Below are 20,518 nucleotides of genomic sequence, written 5' to 3'. Positions count from 1 at the left end.
CAGGGCTACATTCGAAGGCTCTGCTGGAGACCGATTCCTTGTTCCGCTTTTTCGAAAAACTCCTTCCCCCGTACCCCGCCGCCGAACCGACGCTGCCGCCCCAGGGCTTCTTTGCCTTCCTGTGGGCCTGCACGCACGGCGTGCGCGGCAAGATCGCCGCGATGGCGGTGCTCACGGCGGTGATGTCGACCTTCGAGGCCGCACTGTTCGCCATCCTCGGGCGCATCGTCGACTGGCTCGGCGGCCAGGTGCCGTCCAAGCTGTGGGCCGAGCGCGGCGACACGCTGCTGTGGCTGGCCGCGTTCCTGGTGATCAGCATCGGCGTGGTGGCGCTGCAGACCATCGTGAAGCACCAGACGCTGGCGGTGAACCTGCCGATGCGCCTGCGCTGGAACTTCCACCGCCTGATGCTGGGCCAGAGCATGGCCTTCTACCAGGACGAGTTCGCGGGCCGCATCACGGCCAAGGTGATGCAGACCGCGCTGGCCGTGCGCGAGACCGTGTTCGTGCTGGCCGACGTGCTGGTGGCCATGGGCGTGTACGTGGCCACGATGATCATCCTGGTGGGCGTGCTCGACGCGCAGTTGGTGTGGCCCTTCGTCATCTGGCTGGCGCTGTACATCGCCTCGCTGGTGTACTTCGTGCCGCGCCTGGGCAAGGTCGGCAAGGCACAGGCCGATGCGCGCGCGCTCATGACCGGGCGCGTGACCGACGCCTACACCAACATCGCGACCGTCAAGCTGTTCTCGCACACGCAGCGCGAGGCCGGCTTTGCGCGCGACGCGATGCGCGAGTTCATGAAGACCGGCTACGGCCAGATGCGGCTGGTGAGCGCCTTCGAGATCGTCAACCACACGCTGAGCATGGGCCTCACGGCCGGCATGGCGGGCATGGCGCTGTGGCTGTGGTCGCACGGCACGGTGGGCGTGGGCGCGGTGGCTGCCGCCACGGCGATGGCGCTGCGGCTGCAGGGCATGTCGCACTGGATCATGTGGGAGATGACCAGCCTGTTCGAGAACATCGGCACGGTGCAGGACGGCATGAAGACGCTGTCGCGCCCGCGCACGGTGCTCGACGCGCCCCATGCCACGGTGCTCGACGTGCCGCACGGCGAGGTGCGCTTCGAGCAGGCGAGCTTCCGTTATGGCGACGCGGGCCGCCGCGTGATCGACGACCTGAACCTCGTGGTCAAGCCCGGCGAGAAGATCGGCCTGGTCGGTCGCTCGGGCGCCGGCAAGTCGACGCTGGTGAACCTGCTGCTGCGCTTCCATGACCTGGAAAGCGGCCGCATCCTCATCGACGGGCAGGACATCTCGAAGGTCACGCAGGATTCGCTGCGCATGCACATCGGCATGGTCACGCAGGACACCTCGCTCATGCACCGCTCGGTGGCCGACAACATCGCCTACGGCCGGCCCGACGCCACGCTGGCGCAGATCGAAGCGGCTGCGAAGCGTGCCGAGGCGCACGACTTCATCCAGACGCTGGGCGACGCGGGCGGACGGCGCGGCTACGAGGCGCACGTGGGCGAGCGCGGCGTGAAGCTGTCGGGCGGCCAGCGCCAACGCGTGGCCATCGCGCGCGTGATGCTGAAAGATGCACCGATCCTGCTGCTCGACGAAGCCACGAGCGCGCTCGACTCCGAGGTCGAAGCCGCGATCCAGCAGAGCCTGTACACGCTGATGGAAGGCAAGACCGTGATCGCCATCGCGCACCGGCTCTCGACCATCGCCGCGATGGACCGGCTCATCGTGCTCGACGAAGGCCGCGTCGTCGAAGAAGGCGACCACCGCACGCTGATGGCCCAAGGCGGCCTGTATGCGCGGCTGTGGGCGCACCAGAGCGGCGGCTTCCTGGGCGACGGGCTCGAAGAAGACGAAGCCCTGCGCGCCTGATAAGGCTCCTTCGTGAAACACCGCGGAACCGGCTTTGCCGGGCCGCAGGTGTTGCCCCCGGAAGGGGGTTGGCGCAGCGACACGAAGTGCGCGAAGCCTGGGGGAGAGCCTAGCTTGGCGACGTGCCGGCCTCGTACAGCGCGACGTATTCACCCGACGGCGGGATCGGCTTGATGATGTCGATCAGCACGCCGTTCGGGTCGCGCGTGATGAAGTGGCGCTGGCCGAAGGCCTCGTCGCGCAGCGACAGCAGGATCGGCAGGCCCGCCGCCTTCAGGCGCTCGTGCACCGCGTCGGGGTCTTCCACCTCGAAGTTCAGCAGCAGCCCGCCCGCCACCTGCCCGCGCGCTTCGGCGGGAATGGTCTTGTGCGTGCCGTCGAGCACGGCGAGGTTCACCGAGGCATCGTCCGCCAGCTGCAGGTGCACGTACCAGTCGGTCGTGAACAGCGACGCAAACCCGAAATGCGCCTGGTAGAAGGCCGCGGTGCCGGCCACGTCGTTGGTCATGATCACCGGGTAATAGCTCGTCACTTTCATGGGATGGCTCCTTCGTGGATAAAACGTACAAACTGCATGTAAGTTAAATATTAATCCACAAACAGACTGCATGTAAATTAGGGTCATGGCCAAAACCCCGGCACGCACCAACCGCGAACGCACCGAAACCACCCGCCTCGCCCTGACCGAGGCGGCCCGCACGCTCTTCGTCAGCAAGGGCTACGGTGACACCTCCACGCCCGAGATCGCCATGACCGCCGGCATCACGCGCGGGGCGCTGTACCACCACTTCAACGACAAGCGCGACCTGTTCCGCCAGGTGTTGCTGCTCGAGGCGCAGGCGGTCGCGGCCGACATCGATGCCGCCACGCCCGACGAGCTCGGCCCGCGCGAGGCCCTGCTCGTGGGCAGCGAGGCCTACCTGAAGGCGATGACGGTGCCGGGGCGCACCCGGCTGCTGCTGATCGACGGGCCGGCCGTGCTGGGCCTGGCGGAAATGATGTCGATGGACGACGCCACCTCGGCGAACTCGCTGCGCCAGGGGCTGGCGCGCGCCGGCATGGGCCGCGGCGAGGTGTCGCTCGACGCCCTCGCCCGCCTGCTGTCGGCCGCCTTCGACCGCGCGGCGCTGGAGATCGATGCCGGTGCCGATGCCGCCAAGGTGCGGGCGGCCATGCTGTGGCTGCTGGAGCAGGCGCTCCCGCCCAAGAGTAACTAGACCGCGCCTCGCCCGCCCATGCGCACGGGCCACTTGGCCACCGTGCCGCGCTGCATCGATTCGAGCGTGGTCTGCGTGAACACGTTGATGCTCACGTGCCGCGCCAGGTAGTGCTCCAGCACCAGCCCCAGCAGGTACGGGCTCGTGCCCGAGAAGCCTTCTTCATCGACGCTCAGCGTGCACTGCACGCCGCGCCCGTAGATCAGCGGCCCCGCGCCCGGCAGGCGCCGCGTCACGGGTTCGATGCGCGAGCCGACGAGGCAGTCGATCTGCCGGCGCAGCACGTCGTTGTCGGCGGTGACGAACAGCCGCAGCATGTCGCGCAGTGCCTGTGCGCCCTCGCGGTGCGGCATGTCGGCCAGCGGCAGGTGGTTGAAACCCAGCTGGCGAATCAGCCGCCATGCGATCTCGCGCTGTGCGAACGGCGACTTGGGCGTGCTCGGCGCACGGATGAGGCCCACGGCCGACACCGGGATCGAATCGGCCACAGCAAGGTCGGCCTGCCCGTTGCGCGGCACGAGGCACGGCAGGTCGCGGTTGGTGAGCATCGCCTTCACCGACAGGTAGCGCAGGCTCTCGGGGTACGGCGCCTCCTGCTGGTCGACCAGCGACAGGAACACCTCGGTGCCGATGTAGGGCGTGCGCGTGCCGTACTTGCGCGCCGTTTCGGACACCAGCCGCGGCTCGCGCCGCACCGAGAAGTAGCGGCCGTGGTTGCCTTCGTCTTCGTTGAGCGTCTGGTAGAGCGGGCGGAAGTCGATCTCGGCCGTGGTACGCGCCTGCTGGCCGGTGATGCGCTGCACCGAATACACCTCGAAGTCCATCGGCCGCGAGCGGTCGGGCACGAGATGGAACTCGGTCTGCGCGCTGTCGAGCTCGATGCGGTCGGTGCGCCGCTCGAACAGGTTGACCACCGGCGTGCTGAACAGCGCGAACTGCGCCGCATCGACCAGCGCCCCCAGCGCGCCGGGCGGCTTGCTCAGCAGCACGACGATCTCGACCTCCTTGCCGGGAATGCGCGCCAGCCCCGGCGCGAGCTGCGTGAGCGTGAAGAAGTAGAAGCGCTCGGGGCACGCGAAGTACTCGTGCAGGAGGTTGTGGCCGTGGAAGGTGTTCCACGCCAGCGGCAGCAGGCCTTCGCCCGGCCCCAGCCCTTCGTGCACCAGCGCGCCTTCGGTCACGACGTGCGGCCGGTCCATCAGCTGGCCCGGCTCGCCAATGAAGGTCGCGACCGCCGAGGTGTGCAGCAGCTCGAACAGGTGTGACGCCACCTGCTCGTTGCCGCGCAGGTAGATGGGCAGCCGGTCGAGCCCCGACAGTGCCGAGAAGCCCATCTCGCCCACGATGCGCAGCCGCAGGCGCAGCGCGCCCGTCACCTGCACATGCGGCGGCACGTAGCGCTCCAGCGCCGGGATGTCGGGCGGTGCGCCGGTAAGCCGGGCCTCGGCGATCTCGAAGGGCCACAGCGTCACGTCCTGGCTGGAGCGGAACTCGCACGGCGTCTGCTCGCCCGCGGGCACGCGCGCATGGAAGGCCGTGCCGCGCGGCACCACGAAGCCGCGCGTGAAGTCGCCCTCCTTCACGCTGGGGTGCAGCTGCGCCACGGCCATCGACGGCGTGGGGCTCAGGTAGTTGGGGTACAGCACCTCGAGCAGGCGCTGCGTGAAGCGCGGAAATTCGGCGTCGAGCTTGATCTGCATGCGCGCCGACATGAAGCTGAACGACTCGATGAGCCGCTCCACGTACGGGTCGGCCACCTCGATGCCGTGCATGCCCAGGCGGCGTGCGATCTTGGGGTGCGAGGCGGCGAACTCGCTTGCCGCCTCGCGCATGTAGACGAGTTCCCGGTTGTAGTACTCGAGGAGTTGCGGGTCCATGACGGTGAGCCTTCCCTGGCGTGGTTGAAGTAAAGGAGAAATGAAAGACAGACAGGCTTCAGTCCGCCGCGCCGACGATGCGCATGCGGTTGGTCTCGAGATCGACCGCGCTTTGCACCGTGAACGCCAGCGGGTACGGCTTCAGGTGGATGAGCGCGCGGATCTCGAACAGCAGCACGTTGTAGGCCTCGGCCGCGCCGTCTTCCTTCATGAGCGGCACCACCTGCACGCTGTCGGGAATCAGGCGCGGCTCGTAGTCGCGGATGGCGCGGCGGATGATGCGTTCGATGTCCGCCCACTTGCGCTCCGACAGGTAGCTGCCGGCCAGCGGCGGCACGCCGTAGTTGACGGTGGAAGACGCCGCGTCGGCATGGCGCGTGCGGTCGATCAGGTCTTCGGCGTTGGTGGTGTTGAACAGCAGGGCCAGGTCGCGCTGGATGATCTCGCGCATCCGGGCCGGCGTGGCCGTGTACTCGGACGGCAGCTCGGCGCTGCGGCCGGGCGCCTCGTCGCGCAGGCGGTCGAACAGCGTGGGCAGCAGCTGCGCGTTGACGCGTGGCGCGGCGGGTGCATCGGGCCCGCGGGGCGCGCGGGCGCCGGGGTGCGCGGGGTGGGAACCTGTGAACGGGGATTGCTCGGTGAGCCGCATGACCTGGCCTTTTCTGGAAGGGGCAGAGTCTTGCGTGGATGCCCGCCGCTCATTGCAAACAATGGTCACACAGCGGGCCGGGCGTGCACGCCCACGCCCACGTCCACGCCCATCTCGGGCATTTGTCGCCGTGTGCGCGCTTCGCGAGTCCTACAGCACGCACCGTCCCTCGCCGACACCCGCGCGCCGGCGGGCGCCCGATGCTGGGTCATCGCCAACCACAAGGAGCCTTCGCGTGAATTCCATCATCTACATCGTCGGCCTGGTCGTGGTCGTCGTCGCCGTGCTGTCGTTCTTCGGCCTGCGCTGAAACCCGCCGACCGCGCGTCCTTTCTTTTGCTGCACGCGCAGCGCAACGGGGCCGTTCGCGGCCCCGTTGGCCGTGCGCCGGACCTCGCGAAGCGCCGGGCATAATTTGCGCGCCCCGCCGCCGCTTTGCTGCGCCGGGGCGTCATTGGCGAAGAAGAAGGGACCCTGTTGACCACCACCGCACTGCGCGAACCTGCTTTCCCGGATGCGGTGATCACCGAGGCGGTCCGATGGACCGAACAGAACGGCCCGCTCGACGACGCGTCGGCCCTTCGCACCGCGGCCTCGCGCGCAGCCGACGGCCCCACCCGCATCGTTGAACGCGCCCGCCAGCTCGGCGAGCGCATGGGCCTGCAGGCCGAACTCGCGCGCGGCCGGCAATGGGCGCCGTGGGTGCTGCTGGCGCTGGTGGCGCTGGTCGTGATCGCGGGGCTGGGCCTCGCCGGCCAGGTGGTCGGCGGCAACGACCGCCACATCAACGTGATCGTCGCGCTCGTCAGCTTGCTGGGCCTGCATGCGCTCACGCTGCTCTTGTGGCTGGCCGGCCTGTGGCTGCCGTCGGGCACCTTCGGCACGGCTTCGCTGGGCTGGCTGTGGCTGTCGCTCACGGCGCGCGTGGCGGGCGGCCAGCGCGGCCAGGCGCCGCAGCTGGTGCGCGCGGCCACGGGGCTGCTCACGCGTGCGCGCCTGCTGCCCTGGGCCTTCGGGCTCGTGAGCCACGGCATCTGGGCGCTGTCGTTCACCGTGGTGCTGGCCGCGATGCTGTTCGCCCTCGCCTTTCGCAGCTACACGCTGAGCTGGGAAACCACCATCCTCGAACCCACCTTCTTCGTGCGCGTGGTGCAGGCGCTGGGTTGGCTGCCGGCGCAGTTCGGCTTTCCCGTGCCCGATGCGGCCACCGTGCAATCGGCGGTGCCGGTCGCTGCGGCCCAGCGCACCTGGGCGCTGTGGCTCACCGGCTGCATCGCGGTGTACGGCCTGCTGCCGCGCCTGGCGCTGGTGCTGCTGAGCGCCGCCGTCTGCCGCCACCGCCGCCCCGCGCTGCAGCCCGACTGGCAGGCGCCCTACTACCGCAAGCTGCTGGCCCGTTTCGCCGCGCTGGCGCCGCCCGCCATCGTCGATGCAGACCCGGGCCGTGCGCACCCCGCCGCACCCACGGGCCTGCCGGCCTCCGAGCAGCACGACGGCCTCTTCGTCGTCGGCTTCGAACTGCCGCCCGACCTGCCCTGGCCGCCCGCCGGCCTGCCGGCATCGGCGGTTCGCATCGACGGCAGCGCGCCGGCACGCCGCGCACTGCTCGACCAGCTCGCGCAAATCCACCCGCGCACCGTGCTGCTGGTCTGCCACGCGGCCTCGAGCCCCGACCGTGGCACCGAGCGTTTCCTGCGCGAGGTGCTGGCGCATTGCGGCGAATGCCGCCTCTGGCTGGCCGACGCGCCCCACGCCGCCGCCACGCAGCGCTGGCGCGACTGGCTGCGCGACGCCGGGCTGGCCCACCTGGTCGCAAGCGACCGGCTCCATGCCGTCTTCACGGAAGGCACCGCCACCGCATGACCACCCCGACTCCGATCCGCATCGCCGTCGTCGGCCACACCAACGCGGGCAAGACCTCGCTGCTGCGCACGCTCACGCGGCGCGTGAACTTCGGCGAGGTGTCGCAGCGCCCCGGCACCACGCGCCATGTCGAGTCGGTCGATCTCGAGGTGAACGGCCAGCCGGCCGTGCGCTTCCTCGACACGCCGGGCCTGGAAGACGCGGTCGCGCTGCGCGAGCACCTGGCCGGCCTCGACGCCGCCCAGCAGGCCACGCCGCCCGAGCGCATCCGCCGCTTCCTGCAGGGCCCCGAGGCGCAGGGCGTGTTCGAGCAGGAGGCCAAGGTGCTGCGCGCGATGCTCGACATCGACGCCGCCTTTCTCGTGATCGACGTGCGCGAGCCAGTGCTGCCCAAGTTTCGCGACGAGATCGAACTGCTGAACTCCTGCGCGCGCCCGGTGCTGCCGGTGCTCAACTTCGTGCGCGACGCCGCCAGCCGCGAGCCGGCCTGGAAAGAACTGCTCTCGGCCTACGGCCTGCACGTGCAGGTGCGCTTCGATGCGGCGGCGCCTTTCGTGGGCGCCGAGCACGACCTCTACAACGACCTGGCCACCCTGCTGCGCGACCGCCGCGACGCGCTGCGCGGCGTGGTCGACGCGCTCGATGCCGAGGCCGACGCGCGCCGCCAGTCGGCCTGCACGCGCATCGCGGACCTGCTGGTCGACGCCGCGGCCATCCGCCGCACCGTGCCCGCCGCCGAGTTCGCCGACGCCACGCGCCGCCAGGCGCTGGTCGCCGGCGTGCAGAAGGACGTGTTCGACAAGGCCCAGCGCTGCACCGACGACCTGCTCGCGCTCTACGGCTTTCGCCAGGACGACGCCGACGAAGCGCCGCTGCCGATCATCGAAGGCCGCTGGACGCTCGACTTCTTCAACCCCGAGGCGATGAAGGACGCGGGCCTGCGCCTGGGCAAGGGCGCGGTCATCGGCGCCGCCGTGGGCGTGGTCGCCGACCTCGCGGTGGCGGGGTTGTCGCTGGGCGCGGGCGCGGCATTGGGCGGCGCCATCGGCGGCGCGGTGTCGCAGGGCTGGGGGCCGCTCGGGCGCAAGCTGGCCAACAAGCTGCGCGACATGCACGAGCTCACGGTGGAAGACAGCGTGCTGTTCACGCTCGCGGCATGGCAACTGCAGCTGGCGCAGGCGCTGGAGCGGCGCGGCCATGCGGCCGTGGAGCGCATCCGGGCCGAGGCTCCGTCGGCGGACGAGGACGACACGCTGATGCGTGCAGCCGCCGGCGCCGTGCGCGCCGTGCAGCCCGCGCGCAGCCATCCCGAATGGGAGTCGACCGGCGCCCTCACGCGCAGCTTCTGGCGCCCCGCGCCGCAGCGCGAGGCGCTGGCGGGCACGCTGTCGAGCGAACTGCGGCGCGCCTTCGACGCCTGAGGCCTCGCCTCAGCCCGCGACCTGCTCGGGCGTGACCTTGGCCAGCGACTTGTCGACGAACGCCCCCAGCCGCGTCTGCACTTCCCCCCCGGTCTGCACCACCGCCGCCATCAGCGACTCGGCGAACATGCCGTCGGTGGCCGACATGTCGGCGATGCGGCTGATCGACGTGACCATCGCGTAGTTCGACAGCGCCGCGTTCTTCGCCACGCGCTTGGCCAGCACCATCGCGGCGCGCAGGCTCTCGCCGGGCGCGGCGATCTCGTGTGCCAGGCCCAGTGTCTTGCCGGCGCGGGCGTCGAGCACGCGGCCGGTGAGCATCATCTCGACCATGCGGCCCGGCGTGATGATGCGTGCCACGCGCACCGTCGCGCCGCCGCCGGTGAAGATGCCCTTCTGCCCCTCGGGCAGCGCGAAATAGGTCGACGGGTCGGCCACGCGCACGTGCGTGGCCGCCGCCAGCTCCAGCCCGCCACCGACCACCGCACCGTGCAGCGCCGCGACCACCGGGATGCCGCCGTACTGGATCTTGTCGAAGGTGCTGTGCCAGCGCTGGCACACGCGCATGAAGTCGACCGCCGTGCGCTCCTTGTCGTGGTGTTCCTTGAGGTCGAGCCCGGCACAGAAATGCGGCCCCGCGCCGGTCAGCACCACGGCCTTGGCCTCGCGCGGCAGCGCGCTGAACACGGCGTCCAGCGCGGTCAGCGTGGCCTCGTCGATGGCGTTGCGCTTGGCGGGACGGTTCAGGGTCACGACGGCGACCTCTTCGTCCATGTGCAGGGTGACGTTCCGTTCGATCACGGCAGGGCTCCTTGGGTTGTTGCGGGTTCCGCCACCGGAATGGGGCGCTTCAGGGCTACGATAGCCCTGGGCGCCGCGCCATTGCTTGCAGATCGCGCCCATTCATTTGCAGATTCCGCCAACCGTCTTTTGAACCCGTCATGCCGCCAGAGCGCGCCACCGTCGCCGTCAGCTTCCTGCAGCACCTGCTGAGCGGCGCGCGCCGCCAGTTGAGCCCGCGCGACATCGACCTGCTGGCCGCGCAGGCCGGCCTCTCGCCGCAGCTGCTGCGCCAGGACGGCGCGCGCGTCACGCGCGAGCAGTTCGTTCGCATGTACGAGTGCGTGTCGCTCTTCATGGGCGACGAGATGCTGGGCCTGTGGTCGCGCCCGATCCGCGCGGGTGCGCTCAAGTACCTCGGGCTCAGCCTGCTTGATGCGCCCTCGCTGATGGTCGCCATGTACCGCTTCACGCGCTTCTGGAACCTGCTGCTGGACGACCACCGCCTGCGCATGACGCGCGCCCACGGCGTGGCCACGATCGCCATCGCGCCGCACCCCGAAGCCGCCGCGCGGCCCACCACGCCCTTCGGCCATGCGCTGATGGTCAAGCTGATCCACGGCGTGGCCTCGTGGCTCATGGGGCGGCAGCTGCCGGTGCTGGGCGTCGGCTTTGCATTCCCGCGCCCGGCGCGCTTCGATGAGTACGCCAACCTGTTCCCCGGCCCGCTGCAGTTCGAGCAAGACACATCTTCGGTGCGCTTTGCCGAACCGGTGCTGCGCCAGACCTTCCAGCGCACGCGCGCCGAGCTGCTCGACTTCGTGCGCCGCGCGCCCGACGACTGGATCTTCGTCACCTTCGACCACGACACCACCAGCGCCACGGTGCGCGAGTTCGTCGCCGCGCACCTCGCCTCGGACGCCACGCTGGGCGCGGCGGCGCGCGCGGTGCACATGTCGGAGCGTGCGCTGTCGCGCCAGCTCGCGGCAGAGGGCACGAGCTTTCGTGCGCTGAAGGAAGAGGTGCGGCGCGACCTCGCGATCCAGCGCCTCGTGAAGACGCGCGAGCCCATCGACCGCATCGCCGCCTCGGTCGGCTTCGACAACACGCCGGCCTTCCACCGTGCGTTTCGCACGTGGACCGGCAGCACGCCGCGCGGCTACCGCCAGCGCGCGGGTTAGTTCGCCGCCCCGGCCAGCGCCTGCAATTTGGCGAAGTCGCCCGGCCGCGCCCCCATCTGCTCGGGCGTGGAGCGCTTCGTCACGCGCTCCAGCAGCGGCAGGCGGTTGACCGGCTGCACCGTCATGCCCTTGCCGCGCAGGAACTGCTCGTCTTCCAGCTCGCTGGCGATCACGCCGACATTGGTCCACTTGGCCGTGTCGGCCAGCGTCTTCTCCACCATCGCCTGCTGCGCCGGCGTGAGCCGGGCCCAGGCGGCCTTGCCGATGACGATGCCCAGCGTGTCGTAGATGTGGCCCGTGAGCTGCACGTACTTCTGCACCTCGTACAGCTGCTTGGCGCGCACCGTGCCCAGCGGATGCTCCTGCGCCTCGACCTCGTTCTTCTTGAGTGCGCCGTACAGGCTGTTGAACGGCAGCGACACGGGCTTGGCGTCGAGCGCGGTGGCGAAGAGCTGGTAGGCCGCGGCGTCGGGCACGTACAGGCGCAGGTCGCGAAAGTCTTCGGGGCGTTGCAGCGGCTTGCCCGAGGTCACCTGCCGCGCGCCGTAGTAGACCGACGCGACCATGCGGTTGCCGCTGCGTTCGTTGTAGCCCTTCATCAGGTCCGCGAGCAGCGGGCTCGCGAGGTACTTGCGCACGTGGTCCAGGTCCTTGAAGGCGAAGGGGTAGCTGCCCAGGCCCAGCGGCGGATAGCCCTCGGCCAGCGTGGCCTGGCCGACGTAGGCGATCTGTAGGGAGTCGTTGGCCAGCATCAGCGCGTAGTCGCGCTCCTGCCCCAGCTTCGAGGCGGGCACCACCTCGATCTTGATCTTGCCCTCGGACTGCTCGGCGAGCTTGCGCGCCGCCAGTTCGGCCTGCTGGTGAAAGATGCTCGCGGGCTCGTAGATGTGGCCCCACTTGAACTGCTGCACTTGCGCACAAGCGACAGCGGCGCTCCCCATGGCGACGCACAGGACAGCAGCCCGGCGCCACGACATCAAACTTTTTTTCATCGGCAGTCCCTCACGGTGAGAAGGCCCGCCGGCGCGGGTGCGCCAAAGCACGCGGCGGGTGTCGGGAACGCATCCCGGCCGCTGAATGTAAACATTTGCAACCAGAATCCAGACAGGGTTTGCCCGGTCACGGGGCAGTCATGGCGGTTGCCTAGGATCGCGGGCGCCCGACGCGCCCACTCCAATCCATCCCATGTACCCCGGCGAACGACTCAACGGCTACAGCCACCTGTTCGGCCTGCTGCTCGCGCTGCCGGCCGCCGCGCTGCTGCTCGCCAAGACGCTGCCCACGGGCGATCCGGCGCGCATCGCGGGCGGGCTGGTGTTCTCGCTCTCGGCCGTGGCGCTGTACGCGGCCTCCACGCTCTTTCACAGCACGCGCGGCCGCAGCAAGCGCCTGTGGGAGCGCGCCGACCACTGCGCGATCTTTTTGCTCATCGCGGGCACCTACACGCCCTTCGCGCTCGTCACGCTGCAAGGCCCCTGGGGCTGGCCGCTGCTTGCGGCGATCTGGAGCGCGGCGGGCTTCGGCATCTGGCGCGAGCTGAAACCCGCCGAGACCGGCACGGCGAAGAAGCCCTCGCTGCCGCTGTACATCGGCATGGGCTGGCTCGGCGTGCTGGCCGCCGCGCCGCTGGCGGCCAAGCTGCACGCCACCGGCCTGGCCTGGCTGGTCGCGGGCGGCGTGCTCTACACGGTGGGCACGGTGTTCTATCGCAACCGGCGGGGGCTGCGCCACGCGCACGGCGCCTGGCACCTGTTCGTGCTGGCCGGCACCACGAGCCACTACGTGGCCGTGGGGTGGTTCGTGCTCTGAAGCCTGCTTCTTACAGCGGCTGCAGCTTCGCGGTCTTCATCATCCGCTCGGTCAGTTCCATCTCGCTCGCGAAGCCTTGCACGTAGGCCTCGGTCGTCGACGGGCTCACCTCGCTGCCCAGCTCCGTCAGCGCAGCGATCACCGACGGCTGCTTCAGCGCCTGGCCGAACACCTCGTAGATGCGCGCAGCGATCGCGTCGGGCGTGCCCGCCGGCACCGAGACACCGCCCCACGACGTGAGCTCGACGCCGCGCAGCCCCAGCTCGGCCAGCGTCGGCACCTGCGGCAAGGCCGCGTTGCGCTTGGTGCCGGCCACGCCCAGGGCGCGCAGCTTGCCGCCCTGCACGTGCGGCAGCGCCACCGAGAAGATCGGCATGCCGAAGTTCACCTGGTTGCCCAGCACCGCGTTGACGATTTCCGACGCGCCCTTGTACGGCACGTGCGTGGCCTGCACGCCCGCCGCCTGCAGGAACAGCTCCACGCCCAGGTGCGAGGGCGTGCCGACGCCGCCCGAGGCGTAGTCGAGCTTGCCGGGGTTGGCGCGCGCACGTGCCACGAGCTCCTGCAGGGTCTGGATGCCCGAGCCCGCATTCACCACCAGCAGCACGTCGGAGGTGGTGAGCCGCATGATGTGGCGGAAGTCCTTGAGCGCGTCGTAGCCCGGGTTCTGCTGCATGCGCATGTTGGCGGCCATGGGCGCGCTCGAGTAGATCCAGGTGTAGCCGTCGGGCGCGGCCCGTGCGACCTGTCGCGCGCCGATGTTGCCGGCCGCGCCGCCCCGGTTCTCGATGACCACCGGCTGCCCCAGCAAGGGCCCGAGCGCTTCCGCGAGGATGCGCGCGGCGTTGTCCGGGCCGGTGCCGGCCAGGTACGGCACGACCCACTTGACCGGGCGGGTCGGCCGCCAGGGGGCGGCGGTTGCACCGGCTGCGCGGGCGAAGGCCGGCAGCAGCGCCGAGGCCGCGATCGCGCCGCACAGCGCGCGGCGATGGGCATTGATGAAAGTCATGGCTTGTCTTGTCTCCTGATTGTCTGGTTCGGCCTCAGGCCGCATCGCCGATCAGCTCGCGCGCGATGATGTTCTTCTGGATCTCGCTGGTGCCCGTGAGCACGCGGTACATGCGCAACATGCGGAACAGGAACTCCACGCGCCGTCCCTGCACGATGCCTTCGCCGCCGTGGATCTGCACCGCCGCGTCGGCCACGCGGAACGCGGCCTCCGAGCAGAACAGCTTGGCCATCGAGGCCTCGGCGCGCGGGTCGCCGCCGGCGTCGATCTGCCGCGCGGTCGACAGCATCAGCGCGCGCGCCGCGCACAGCTGCGTTGCCATGTCGGCCAGCGAATGCTGGATCGCCTGGAACTGCGCGATGGCGCGGCCGAACTGGCGGCGCGTGCGCGCGTAGTCGCGTGCGTCCTTCAACGCCACGGTCGCCAGCCCCACCATGCCCGGGCAGTGCAGCAGCCGGTTGACCGTGATGCGCCCCAGCGCCAGCGCCAGCCCCTTGCCGGGCTCGCCGATGAGGTTCGCGGCCGGCACGCGGCAATCGGTGAGCACGATGTCGCCCGTGGTCGACTGGCCCGCCATGGTCTTGTAGCCCGCCTGCACCTCGACGCCCGGCTGCGTCAGGTCGACGAAGAACGCCGTCACCTCGCGGCGCGCCGGATCGTCCGAGGTGGACGCCATGAGCACCGCGAGGTCGGCAAACGGCGACCCCGAGATGAAGCGCTTGCGCCCGTTGAGCACATACACGTCGCCCTCGCGCCGCGCCTGCGTCTGCACCGCGCCGGCATCGGAGCCGGCCTCGGCCTCGGTGAGCGCGAAGCAGATCGCCTTCTCGGCCTGCGCCACCGGACGGATGAACTGCGCCATCTGCTCGGGCGTCGCGAACTTGGCCAGTGCGCCGACGCGCGGCGGCCCGCTGAGTTCGCCGAACACATGCGGCGCGAGCGGCGAGCCGCTGGCGTAGATCGATTCCTTCACCAGCACATGGTCGAGCAGCGACAGGCCCAGGCCGCCCATCGCCGGCGGCAGCGTCATGCCGTAGAAGCCCATCGCGTGCGAGCGGCGCCAGACGTGGCGCAGCGTGTCCCTGTCGGGGCCGTGCTCGTGATCGATGCCCTTCTCGCGCACGAGGTCGGCCAGTTCGCCGTTCAGGAAATCGCCGATGCGGGCGATCAGCTCGGCCGCGCGCGGCGAACCCTCGAAGGGGCCGTCGAACAGCGGCGCGCGGATGGCCGAAGCCTCGGTGGCTGCGGCGGAAGGGGTCAGCGTGGTGTCCATGTCGTTCTCTTCGCTCTTGTTCAATTGACGCGCCGCGCGTGGCCGGCCCAGTACGGCGTCTGGATCGCCTTGCGCGCGACCTTGCCGTTGGCGTTCTTCAGCAGCGACTCGACGAACTCGATGCGGCGCGGCCGCTTGAAGCCCGCCAGGCGCGCGGCGCAGAAGTCGTCGAGTCCGGCCGTGTCGGGCGAGGCGCCCGGCTTCAGCACGATGTGCGCGGCCACCGCCTCGCCCCACTTGTCGTCGGGCACGCTGAACACGCAGGCCTCGGCCACCGCCGCGTGCTGGTACAGCACGGCCTCGACCTCCGAGGGGTACACGTTGAAGCCGCCGCTGATGACCATGTCCTTCTTGCGGTCGACGATGTAGATGTAGCCCTCGTCGTCGGCGCGCGCGAGGTCGCCCGTGTGATAGCGGCCCTCTTTGAGCACCTCGGCCGTGAGCTCGGGCGCGCGCCAGTAGCCGGCGAAGATGTCCTCGCCGCTCACCACGATCTCGCCCACCTCGCCGGGCGCGACCGACCGGCCTTCGTCGTCGACGATCTCCACCAGCGACTCGAGGAACGGCCGGCCGCACGAGGCCAGCCGCTCGGGCATGGCGGCGCGCGCGAACAGGTGGTCTTCCACCGAGAGGCCGCACACGCCCGAGGTGGTCTCGCCCGCGCCGTAGCCCTGCGACAGCACGGGGCCGAACACGTCCATCGCCTGCATGATCCGCGCGGGCGCCATCGGCGCGGCGCCGTAGCCCAGGCGCTGCAGGTCGGGCAGCGGCCGGTAGCGGCCCTGCAGCTCGGCCAGCAGCATGTTGATCATGGTGGGCACCATGAAGGTGTGGGTCACGCGCTCCTTCTTCATGTCGTCCAGGAAGCGCGCGGGCTCGAAGCCGGTGAACAGGCGGATGGTCGCGCCGCTGCACAGCGCCGGCACGATCTGCATGCCGGAGGCGTGCGTGATCGGCCCCACCAGCCCCAGCAGGTCGCCGGGGCGCAGGCCCTCGCTGCGCGAGAGGAACTTGCGCAGCTGGGCCAGCCGGTTGCCGAAGGTCTGCATCGCGGCCTTGAGCACGCCGCTGGAGCCCGAGGTGTAGTGCAGCACGGCCAGCTCGTCGGCGCGCACGCGCTCGCAGGTGAAGGCGTCGCTCGCGAGTGCCAGCTGGCCTTCGTAGGAGGCAGGCGTGCCTTCGGCCGCGTCGAGCAGCAGCAGCTTCGGGGCCGCACCCTTCAGGAGCGGCAGGAAGGTCTCGGCGCGCGCGGCGGTGGTGACGATCAGCGCGGCGTCGCTGTTCTCGATGACCTCGGCCACCTCGACCGGGGCGAGCCGCGCGTTCATCGGCGCCTTCACCAGGGCGGCCTTGTAGCAGGCCAGCTCCAGCTCGACGATCTCGACGCAGTTGGGCAGGTACACGCCCACGCGGTCGCCGCGATGCAGGCCGAGCCCGCGCAGGGCATTGGCCAGGCGGTTGGCGCGCCGGTCGAGCTGTTCGTAGGTGCAGGCGCGCTGCGGCGTGGTCACGGCGATCTGCCGGGCATGCAGGCGGGCGGCGCGGGATGCGAGTTCGCCGACGTTGGCGACCTCTGGCGAAAGTGAGGGCAAGTTGTCTCCTTGAGGCCGGTGCCTGTGCACCGTGGGGAGAACTTTCGCAAACAACGCCGCCGCACAACAAATACCGATTGCTGATGCGCGGCCATCACAAAAGATGATGACCCCGGCGCGCGATCCTCCTGCCCGCGATGGCTACGCCTTGCCGTCGCCCAGGAACTGCGCGTCCCAGCGGCCCGAGGCGATCATCGAGCGCGCCTCGTCGGCCAGCGCCTGCCTCACGACCTGCGTGGCCGCATCGGGCGCCTTGCCGGCCGGCGTGGCCAGGTGGTAGGTGCGCGCCAGCTCGGGTTCGACGATGCGTGCGATCAACCAGTTCGGCTGATCGCCCGGCCCGTCCGCGAGCGCGCAGGCCGGCGTGACCGTGAAGCCCGCGCCCGCCAGGTAGAGCGAGCGCAGCACGCGCGCCGAGTCGTGCTCGTGCACCACGTTGAGTTCCACGCCCACGGCCTCGGCCGCCGCCTCGACGCGCTGGCGGATGCTGAAGCGGCGCGACTGCAGCACCAGCGGCAGGTTCGCGGCGCGTGCGAAGGGCACCGTGGGGCGCGCGGGCGCCCCCTTCTTCCCGCGCCCACCCTTCGCACTTTTGCCGAGCAACGCCGCCACCTCGCCCTTCGCATCGAAGCCGCAGAGGAACATGCCTTCGCGCACGAAGGGACGCACGTCCAGCCCCTCGACGCTGGGGGTGTCGACCAGCAGGCCGATGTCGGCGCGGCGATCGACCATCGCCTTGCGCACCATCAGGCTCAGGTCGTCGATCACGAACACGCGAATGCGCGGGTGCGACTGCTTCAGCCGCGCCAGCACCGGCCCGAGCAGCAGCGAGGCCAGCAGGAACGGCACCGCCACCGTGACCGAGCCCTCGGGCCCGTCGGGCGCGCGCTGCAGCCGCTCGCGCATGGCAGCGGCATCCGATAGCAGGCGCCGCGCGTCCTGGTACAGCTGCAACCCGGCGGCCGTGGGCGTGACGCCGACGTGCGAGCGGTCGAACAGCTGCGTGCCAAGTTCGGCCTCGAGCTTCTTGATCTGCGCGGTCAGCGCGGGCTGCGCCACGTACAGCGACGCCGCCGCGCGCGACAGGCTGCCGGCTTCGAGCACCGCGATGAAATAGCGAAGAGACCTCAGGTCCATGGGGCGACGGGGAAAGATGGGCCGCCCATTGTGGCCCCGCCGCTGACTCAGCCTGCCAGGGCCTTCACCGCGATGCGCGTGGCCGAGGCGACCACGTCGTTGCGGCCCTTGGCGTCCTTGTCGGGGAAGGTCAGGTAGACCGACAGCACCAGCGGCGCGCCCGACGGCGGCCACAGCACGCCGACGTCGTTGGTGCTGCCGTAAGAACCCGCACCGGTCTTGTCGCCCACACGCCAGCCTTTGGGCACGCCGGCCAGGAAGCGCTCGGTGCTGGTGGTGTTGCCGAGCAACCATTCGCGCATCTGCTCGCGCTGCGGCGCGCCGAGCGCATCGCCCAGCGCCAGCCGCTGCACGGTGTCGCTCATGGCCGCGGGCGTGGTCGTGTCGCGCGGGTCGCCGGGAATGGCGGTGTTCAGCTCGGGCTCGGTGCGGTCGAGGCGGAAGGTGGTGTCGCCGATGCGCCGCGCGAACGCGGTGACGGCGGCCGGCCCGCCCAGCACCTTCAGCAGCAGGTTGGCGGCGGCGTTGTCGCTGTACTGCATGGTGGCGGCGCACATCTCGTTCACGGTCATGCCGGTGGCGAGGTGCTTCTCGGCGACCGGCGAGTGCGACACCAGGTCGCCCTTGCCGACGCTGACGCGGCGCCCGAGCAGGCTGGCGTCGGTCGTGCTGCGTTCGAGCACCGCCGCGGCGAGCACCAGCTTGAAGGTGCTGCACAGCGGAAAGCGCTCGTGCGCACGGTGCTGCAGGCGCGCGCCGCTGCCGGTGTGGAAGCCCGACACGCCCAGGCGCCCGCCGCAGGCGCGCTCGAGTTCGGCGAGCTGCGTTTCGGCGTCCGACTGCGCGCCCTTCTTCGGCCATGCGCTGCAGGCGCCGGCGAGCGGGGTCACGGCGGCGGCGAGCAACAGGGTGCGGCGCTGGATCAGAGGGTTCATGTGCGTGCGTCTTTCTTTTCGCGAGTGGATGGAATGAAAGGCATCGTAGGAGCGCTGCCGCCGCGCTTCCAGCGCCCGGGGCGCGCACGGCGTCCCGGGTGTATCAGGTGTAACGCCATTTACCTCATTCAACCTTCAGGTTGAATTTTTTTCGGGACCGATCTATATTCAACTTCATGGTTGAACTTGAAATCGAAGACGAACGGCTCGACGCCGTGTTCCACGCCCTGGCCGACAGCACGCGGCGCACCATGCTGCAGCTGCTTGCGCAGGGCGAATGCAGCGTGGGCGAGCTGGGTGCGCCGTTTCGCATGTCCTTCGCGGGCGCCTCCAAGCACGTCAAGACGCTGGAGCGCGCGGGGCTGGTGTCGCGCACCGTGCAGGGCCGCGCGCACGTGTGCCGGCTGGAACCGGCGGCGCTCGCCACGGCCGATGCGTGGCTGCGCGCGTACGAAGTCTTCTGGAACCACCGCCTGGACGCGCTGGCGGATGCGCTGCGGCGCGATGCCGGCGATAGCGCGTGAACAACGTCTCTCCCCTCATTCACCCAAGGAGCACCGCCCCATGACCACGACCCTGAAGCACAGCCTGGGCACGCAGACCGAGCCCGGCACCCTGCGCATCGAGCGCACCCTGCCCGGCCCCATCGACCGCGTGTGGACCTACCTCGTCGATCCCGAGAAGCGCCGCAGCTGGCTGGCCGGCGGCACCATGGCGCAGGCGCCGGGCGCGGTGTTCGAGCTGCGCTTCCAGCACACCGAGCTGTCGGGCGAGGTCGCGCCCGAGCGCTTCGCGGCCTACCGCGAGACCCATGTGCAGCACTCGCGCGTGCTGCGCATCGAGCCGCCGACCCTGCTGGTCATCAGTTGGGGCAGCGAGCGCGAGGACGCGTCCGAGGTCAGCTTCGAACTGTCGCCGCAGGGCGCGCAAGCCACCCATCTGGTGCTCACGCACCGCCGCCTGCCCGACCGCAAGGAAACGCTGAGCGTGGCCAGCGGCTGGCACGCGCACCTGGGCGTGCTCGACGAGGTGCTGCACGGGCGCGAGCCGCAAGGCTTCTGGACGCAGCTGGAGGCCGCCGAGGCGGCCTACGCGACGCACATCCGCTGAAGGACGTCGGATCGCGTCAGGCCCGGCGGGCGGGCTGCGAAGGCGCGCGGCAGGGCTGCACGCGGACCGCGCGGCTGATCACCTGCCGCTGCTCGCGCGCCCCCTTGAGCAGGCGCTCGGCCGCGACCCTGCCGTGGGGCACCGGCGCGCCCTCGCCCATTTCCGACACGGCCACGAACACCGTCTGCCCGCCTTCGAGCACCGCCTGCGTCTTCGGTTGCGACTTGCCCGCGTACAGCGGCGCATCGTCGATGTAGGCCTCCAGCGAGTGCGCGCCCGGCGCCACGCACAGGCGCGTGAAGCCGTTGGGCATCAACGCGGCGTGGAACTCGCCGTCGACATACACATGCGCCGCGCCCGTGCTGGGCGTGGCCGTGGCGCGGCGGAAGAACACGACCTGCGCCAGCTCGGGCACCACCGCGGGCGCGGGCCGGTACACGGCCCCCTTGCGCGAGCTCGTGGCCGACACCGCGACAGGCACGGCCATGTTCATCGGCTCGGAGGGCGGCGGCATCGGAGGCAGGGGCACGTACGGCGTGACGGCGACGGGGCCGCAGCCCGCGACCAGCGTGGAGGCGGCAAGCAGCCAGCGGCCCGCGCGCAGGCGGGGATGGAAGGAAAGGAATCTGGACAAGGACATGGCGTGCTTCGAGCGCCTTCACAAAAAAAGGCAGCCATCTGGCGAAGAGAAGGAAGAGCGGGCCGGCCGGGAAACGGCCAGCGCTCAGGGAACGAAGCACTCTAGGAAAAACCACCGCGGCAGGCCATCG

The 20,518-nt window shown here is 70.4% G+C and carries 19 protein-coding genes; 8 read left to right on the top strand and 11 right to left on the bottom strand.

Annotated elements, in window-relative coordinates:
• Positions 1-38 precede the first annotated feature (38 nt).
• Complete coding sequence (locus tag AC1RL8_RS11705; RefSeq protein WP_492685391.1) at positions 39-1,895, top strand: ABC transporter ATP-binding protein; 1,857 nt, start codon at positions 39-41, stop codon at positions 1,893-1,895.
• A gap of 109 nt (positions 1,896-2,004) precedes the next feature.
• Here the strand turns inward: AC1RL8_RS11705 and AC1RL8_RS11700 are convergent, their stop codons facing one another.
• Positions 2,005-2,433: a VOC family protein gene (locus AC1RL8_RS11700; RefSeq protein WP_492685390.1), complete on the bottom strand. Its 429-nt coding sequence runs from the start codon at positions 2,431-2,433 to the stop codon at positions 2,005-2,007.
• A gap of 85 nt (positions 2,434-2,518) precedes the next feature.
• Between AC1RL8_RS11700 and AC1RL8_RS11695 the strand changes: the two genes are divergently transcribed.
• Positions 2,519-3,112, top strand: a complete 594-nt coding sequence (locus AC1RL8_RS11695) for a TetR/AcrR family transcriptional regulator (protein WP_492685389.1) — start codon at positions 2,519-2,521, stop codon at positions 3,110-3,112.
• Here the strand turns inward: AC1RL8_RS11695 and tssF are convergent.
• Together tssF and tssE are read right to left on the bottom strand one after the other, a co-directional pair.
• On the bottom strand, positions 3,109-4,989 hold the full coding sequence (gene tssF, locus AC1RL8_RS11690; RefSeq protein WP_492685388.1) for a type VI secretion system baseplate subunit TssF: 1,881 nt from the start codon (positions 4,987-4,989) through the stop codon (positions 3,109-3,111). The two genes, AC1RL8_RS11695 and tssF, sit on opposite strands and share 4 nt — an antisense overlap.
• Positions 4,990-5,047: 58 nt before the next feature.
• On the bottom strand, positions 5,048-5,638 hold the full coding sequence (gene tssE / locus AC1RL8_RS11685) for a type VI secretion system baseplate subunit TssE (protein WP_083258999.1): 591 nt from the start codon (positions 5,636-5,638) through the stop codon (positions 5,048-5,050).
• A gap of 477 nt (positions 5,639-6,115) precedes the next feature.
• On the opposite strand from tssE, the gene AC1RL8_RS11680 reads away from it, so the two are divergent.
• Both AC1RL8_RS11680 and AC1RL8_RS11675 read left to right on the top strand, forming a co-directional pair.
• Positions 6,116-7,501, top strand: coding sequence for a DUF2868 domain-containing protein (locus tag AC1RL8_RS11680; protein ID WP_492685387.1), 1,386 nt, complete (start codon positions 6,116-6,118; stop codon positions 7,499-7,501).
• Positions 7,498-8,922: a GTPase/DUF3482 domain-containing protein gene (locus AC1RL8_RS11675; RefSeq protein ID WP_492685386.1), complete on the top strand. Its 1,425-nt coding sequence runs from the start codon at positions 7,498-7,500 to the stop codon at positions 8,920-8,922. The genes AC1RL8_RS11680 and AC1RL8_RS11675 overlap by 4 nt, the downstream gene beginning before the upstream one ends.
• Positions 8,923-8,931: 9 nt before the next feature.
• On the opposite strand, the gene AC1RL8_RS11670 is transcribed toward AC1RL8_RS11675, so the two are convergent.
• A complete protein-coding gene (locus AC1RL8_RS11670) occupies positions 8,932-9,723 on the bottom strand; it encodes a crotonase/enoyl-CoA hydratase family protein (RefSeq protein ID WP_354347690.1) in 792 nt (263 codons plus the stop codon).
• Between the two features lie 140 nt (positions 9,724-9,863).
• Here AC1RL8_RS11670 and AC1RL8_RS11665 point away from each other — a divergent pair, with 140 nt between their 5' ends.
• Positions 9,864-10,883 (top strand): AraC family transcriptional regulator, encoded by a 1,020-nt coding sequence (locus AC1RL8_RS11665; RefSeq protein ID WP_062475623.1) that lies wholly within the window; start codon positions 9,864-9,866, stop codon positions 10,881-10,883.
• Here the strand turns inward: AC1RL8_RS11665 and AC1RL8_RS11660 are convergent.
• On the bottom strand, positions 10,880-11,875 hold the full coding sequence (locus tag AC1RL8_RS11660) for a sialic acid TRAP transporter substrate-binding protein SiaP (RefSeq protein WP_492685385.1): 996 nt from the start codon (positions 11,873-11,875) through the stop codon (positions 10,880-10,882). The genes AC1RL8_RS11665 and AC1RL8_RS11660 overlap by 4 nt on opposite strands.
• 193 nt (positions 11,876-12,068) lie before the next feature.
• Between AC1RL8_RS11660 and trhA the strand changes: the two genes are divergently transcribed.
• Entirely contained in the window at positions 12,069-12,692 is a 624-nt protein-coding gene (trhA, locus tag AC1RL8_RS11655; protein ID WP_492685384.1) for a PAQR family membrane homeostasis protein TrhA, read from the top strand.
• 10 nt (positions 12,693-12,702) lie between these two features.
• On the opposite strand, the gene AC1RL8_RS11650 is transcribed toward trhA, so the two are convergent.
• The 5 genes from AC1RL8_RS11650 to bla all read right to left on the bottom strand — a co-directional run bounded on the left by AC1RL8_RS11650 (position 12,703) and on the right by bla (position 18,638).
• Entirely contained in the window at positions 12,703-13,701 is a 999-nt protein-coding gene (locus AC1RL8_RS11650) for a tripartite tricarboxylate transporter substrate binding protein (RefSeq protein ID WP_492685383.1), read from the bottom strand.
• 34 nt (positions 13,702-13,735) lie between these two features.
• Positions 13,736-14,974 (bottom strand): acyl-CoA dehydrogenase family protein, encoded by a 1,239-nt coding sequence (locus tag AC1RL8_RS11645; RefSeq protein ID WP_492685382.1) that lies wholly within the window; start codon positions 14,972-14,974, stop codon positions 13,736-13,738.
• A gap of 20 nt (positions 14,975-14,994) precedes the next feature.
• Positions 14,995-16,566, bottom strand: a complete 1,572-nt coding sequence (locus AC1RL8_RS11640; RefSeq protein ID WP_492685381.1) for an AMP-binding protein — start codon at positions 16,564-16,566, stop codon at positions 14,995-14,997.
• A 141-nt stretch (positions 16,567-16,707) separates the two neighbouring features.
• Positions 16,708-17,703, bottom strand: a complete 996-nt coding sequence (locus AC1RL8_RS11635) for a LysR family transcriptional regulator (protein ID WP_492685380.1) — start codon at positions 17,701-17,703, stop codon at positions 16,708-16,710.
• Positions 17,704-17,750: 47 nt separating this feature from the next.
• On the bottom strand, positions 17,751-18,638 hold the full coding sequence (bla, locus tag AC1RL8_RS11630) for a class A beta-lactamase (RefSeq protein ID WP_492685379.1): 888 nt from the start codon (positions 18,636-18,638) through the stop codon (positions 17,751-17,753).
• Between the two features lie 176 nt (positions 18,639-18,814).
• Between bla and AC1RL8_RS11625 the strand changes: the two genes are divergently transcribed.
• Positions 18,815-19,162, top strand: a complete 348-nt coding sequence (locus AC1RL8_RS11625) for an ArsR/SmtB family transcription factor (RefSeq protein ID WP_070059311.1) — start codon at positions 18,815-18,817, stop codon at positions 19,160-19,162.
• 40 nt (positions 19,163-19,202) lie between these two features.
• The gene (locus AC1RL8_RS11620; RefSeq protein ID WP_492685378.1) at positions 19,203-19,748 is read left to right on the top strand and encodes an SRPBCC family protein; all 546 of its coding nucleotides are present in this window, start codon (positions 19,203-19,205) and stop codon (positions 19,746-19,748) included.
• 16 nt (positions 19,749-19,764) lie between these two features.
• Here the strand turns inward: AC1RL8_RS11620 and AC1RL8_RS11615 are convergent, their stop codons facing one another.
• Positions 19,765-20,388, bottom strand: a complete 624-nt coding sequence (locus tag AC1RL8_RS11615) for a hypothetical protein (RefSeq protein WP_492685377.1) — start codon at positions 20,386-20,388, stop codon at positions 19,765-19,767.
• Positions 20,389-20,518: the final 130 nt, after the last annotated feature.

Source organism: Variovorax sp. GW822-FHT04E09, from assembly GCF_058800845.1.
The sequence above is the reverse complement of the archived record's forward strand: the minus strand, read 5'-3'. Positions and strand labels throughout refer to the sequence as shown.

Excerpts from the sequence above, each read along its gene's own strand:
- AC1RL8_RS11625 (WP_070059311.1), top strand. The coding sequence starts at position 18,815 with ATGGTTGAACTTGAAATCGAAGACGAACGGCTCGACGCCGTGTTCCAC.
- AC1RL8_RS11660 (WP_492685385.1), bottom strand. The coding sequence starts at position 11,875 with ATGAAAAAAAGTTTGATGTCGTGGCGCCGGGCTGCTGTCCTGTGCGTC.
- AC1RL8_RS11645 (WP_492685382.1), bottom strand. The coding sequence starts at position 14,974 with ATGGACACCACGCTGACCCCTTCCGCCGCAGCCACCGAGGCTTCGGCC.
- AC1RL8_RS11650 (WP_492685383.1), bottom strand. The coding sequence starts at position 13,701 with ATGACTTTCATCAATGCCCATCGCCGCGCGCTGTGCGGCGCGATCGCG.
- AC1RL8_RS11635 (WP_492685380.1), bottom strand. The coding sequence starts at position 17,703 with ATGGACCTGAGGTCTCTTCGCTATTTCATCGCGGTGCTCGAAGCCGGC.
- AC1RL8_RS11665 (WP_062475623.1), top strand. The coding sequence starts at position 9,864 with ATGCCGCCAGAGCGCGCCACCGTCGCCGTCAGCTTCCTGCAGCACCTG.
- tssE (WP_083258999.1), bottom strand. The coding sequence starts at position 5,638 with ATGCGGCTCACCGAGCAATCCCCGTTCACAGGTTCCCACCCCGCGCAC.
- tssF (WP_492685388.1), bottom strand. The coding sequence starts at position 4,989 with ATGGACCCGCAACTCCTCGAGTACTACAACCGGGAACTCGTCTACATG.
- AC1RL8_RS11700 (WP_492685390.1), bottom strand. The coding sequence starts at position 2,433 with ATGAAAGTGACGAGCTATTACCCGGTGATCATGACCAACGACGTGGCC.
- trhA (WP_492685384.1), top strand. The coding sequence starts at position 12,069 with ATGTACCCCGGCGAACGACTCAACGGCTACAGCCACCTGTTCGGCCTG.
- AC1RL8_RS11620 (WP_492685378.1), top strand. The coding sequence starts at position 19,203 with ATGACCACGACCCTGAAGCACAGCCTGGGCACGCAGACCGAGCCCGGC.
- bla (WP_492685379.1), bottom strand. The coding sequence starts at position 18,638 with ATGAACCCTCTGATCCAGCGCCGCACCCTGTTGCTCGCCGCCGCCGTG.
- AC1RL8_RS11615 (WP_492685377.1), bottom strand. The coding sequence starts at position 20,388 with ATGTCCTTGTCCAGATTCCTTTCCTTCCATCCCCGCCTGCGCGCGGGC.
- AC1RL8_RS11675 (WP_492685386.1), top strand. The coding sequence starts at position 7,498 with ATGACCACCCCGACTCCGATCCGCATCGCCGTCGTCGGCCACACCAAC.
- AC1RL8_RS11695 (WP_492685389.1), top strand. The coding sequence starts at position 2,519 with ATGGCCAAAACCCCGGCACGCACCAACCGCGAACGCACCGAAACCACC.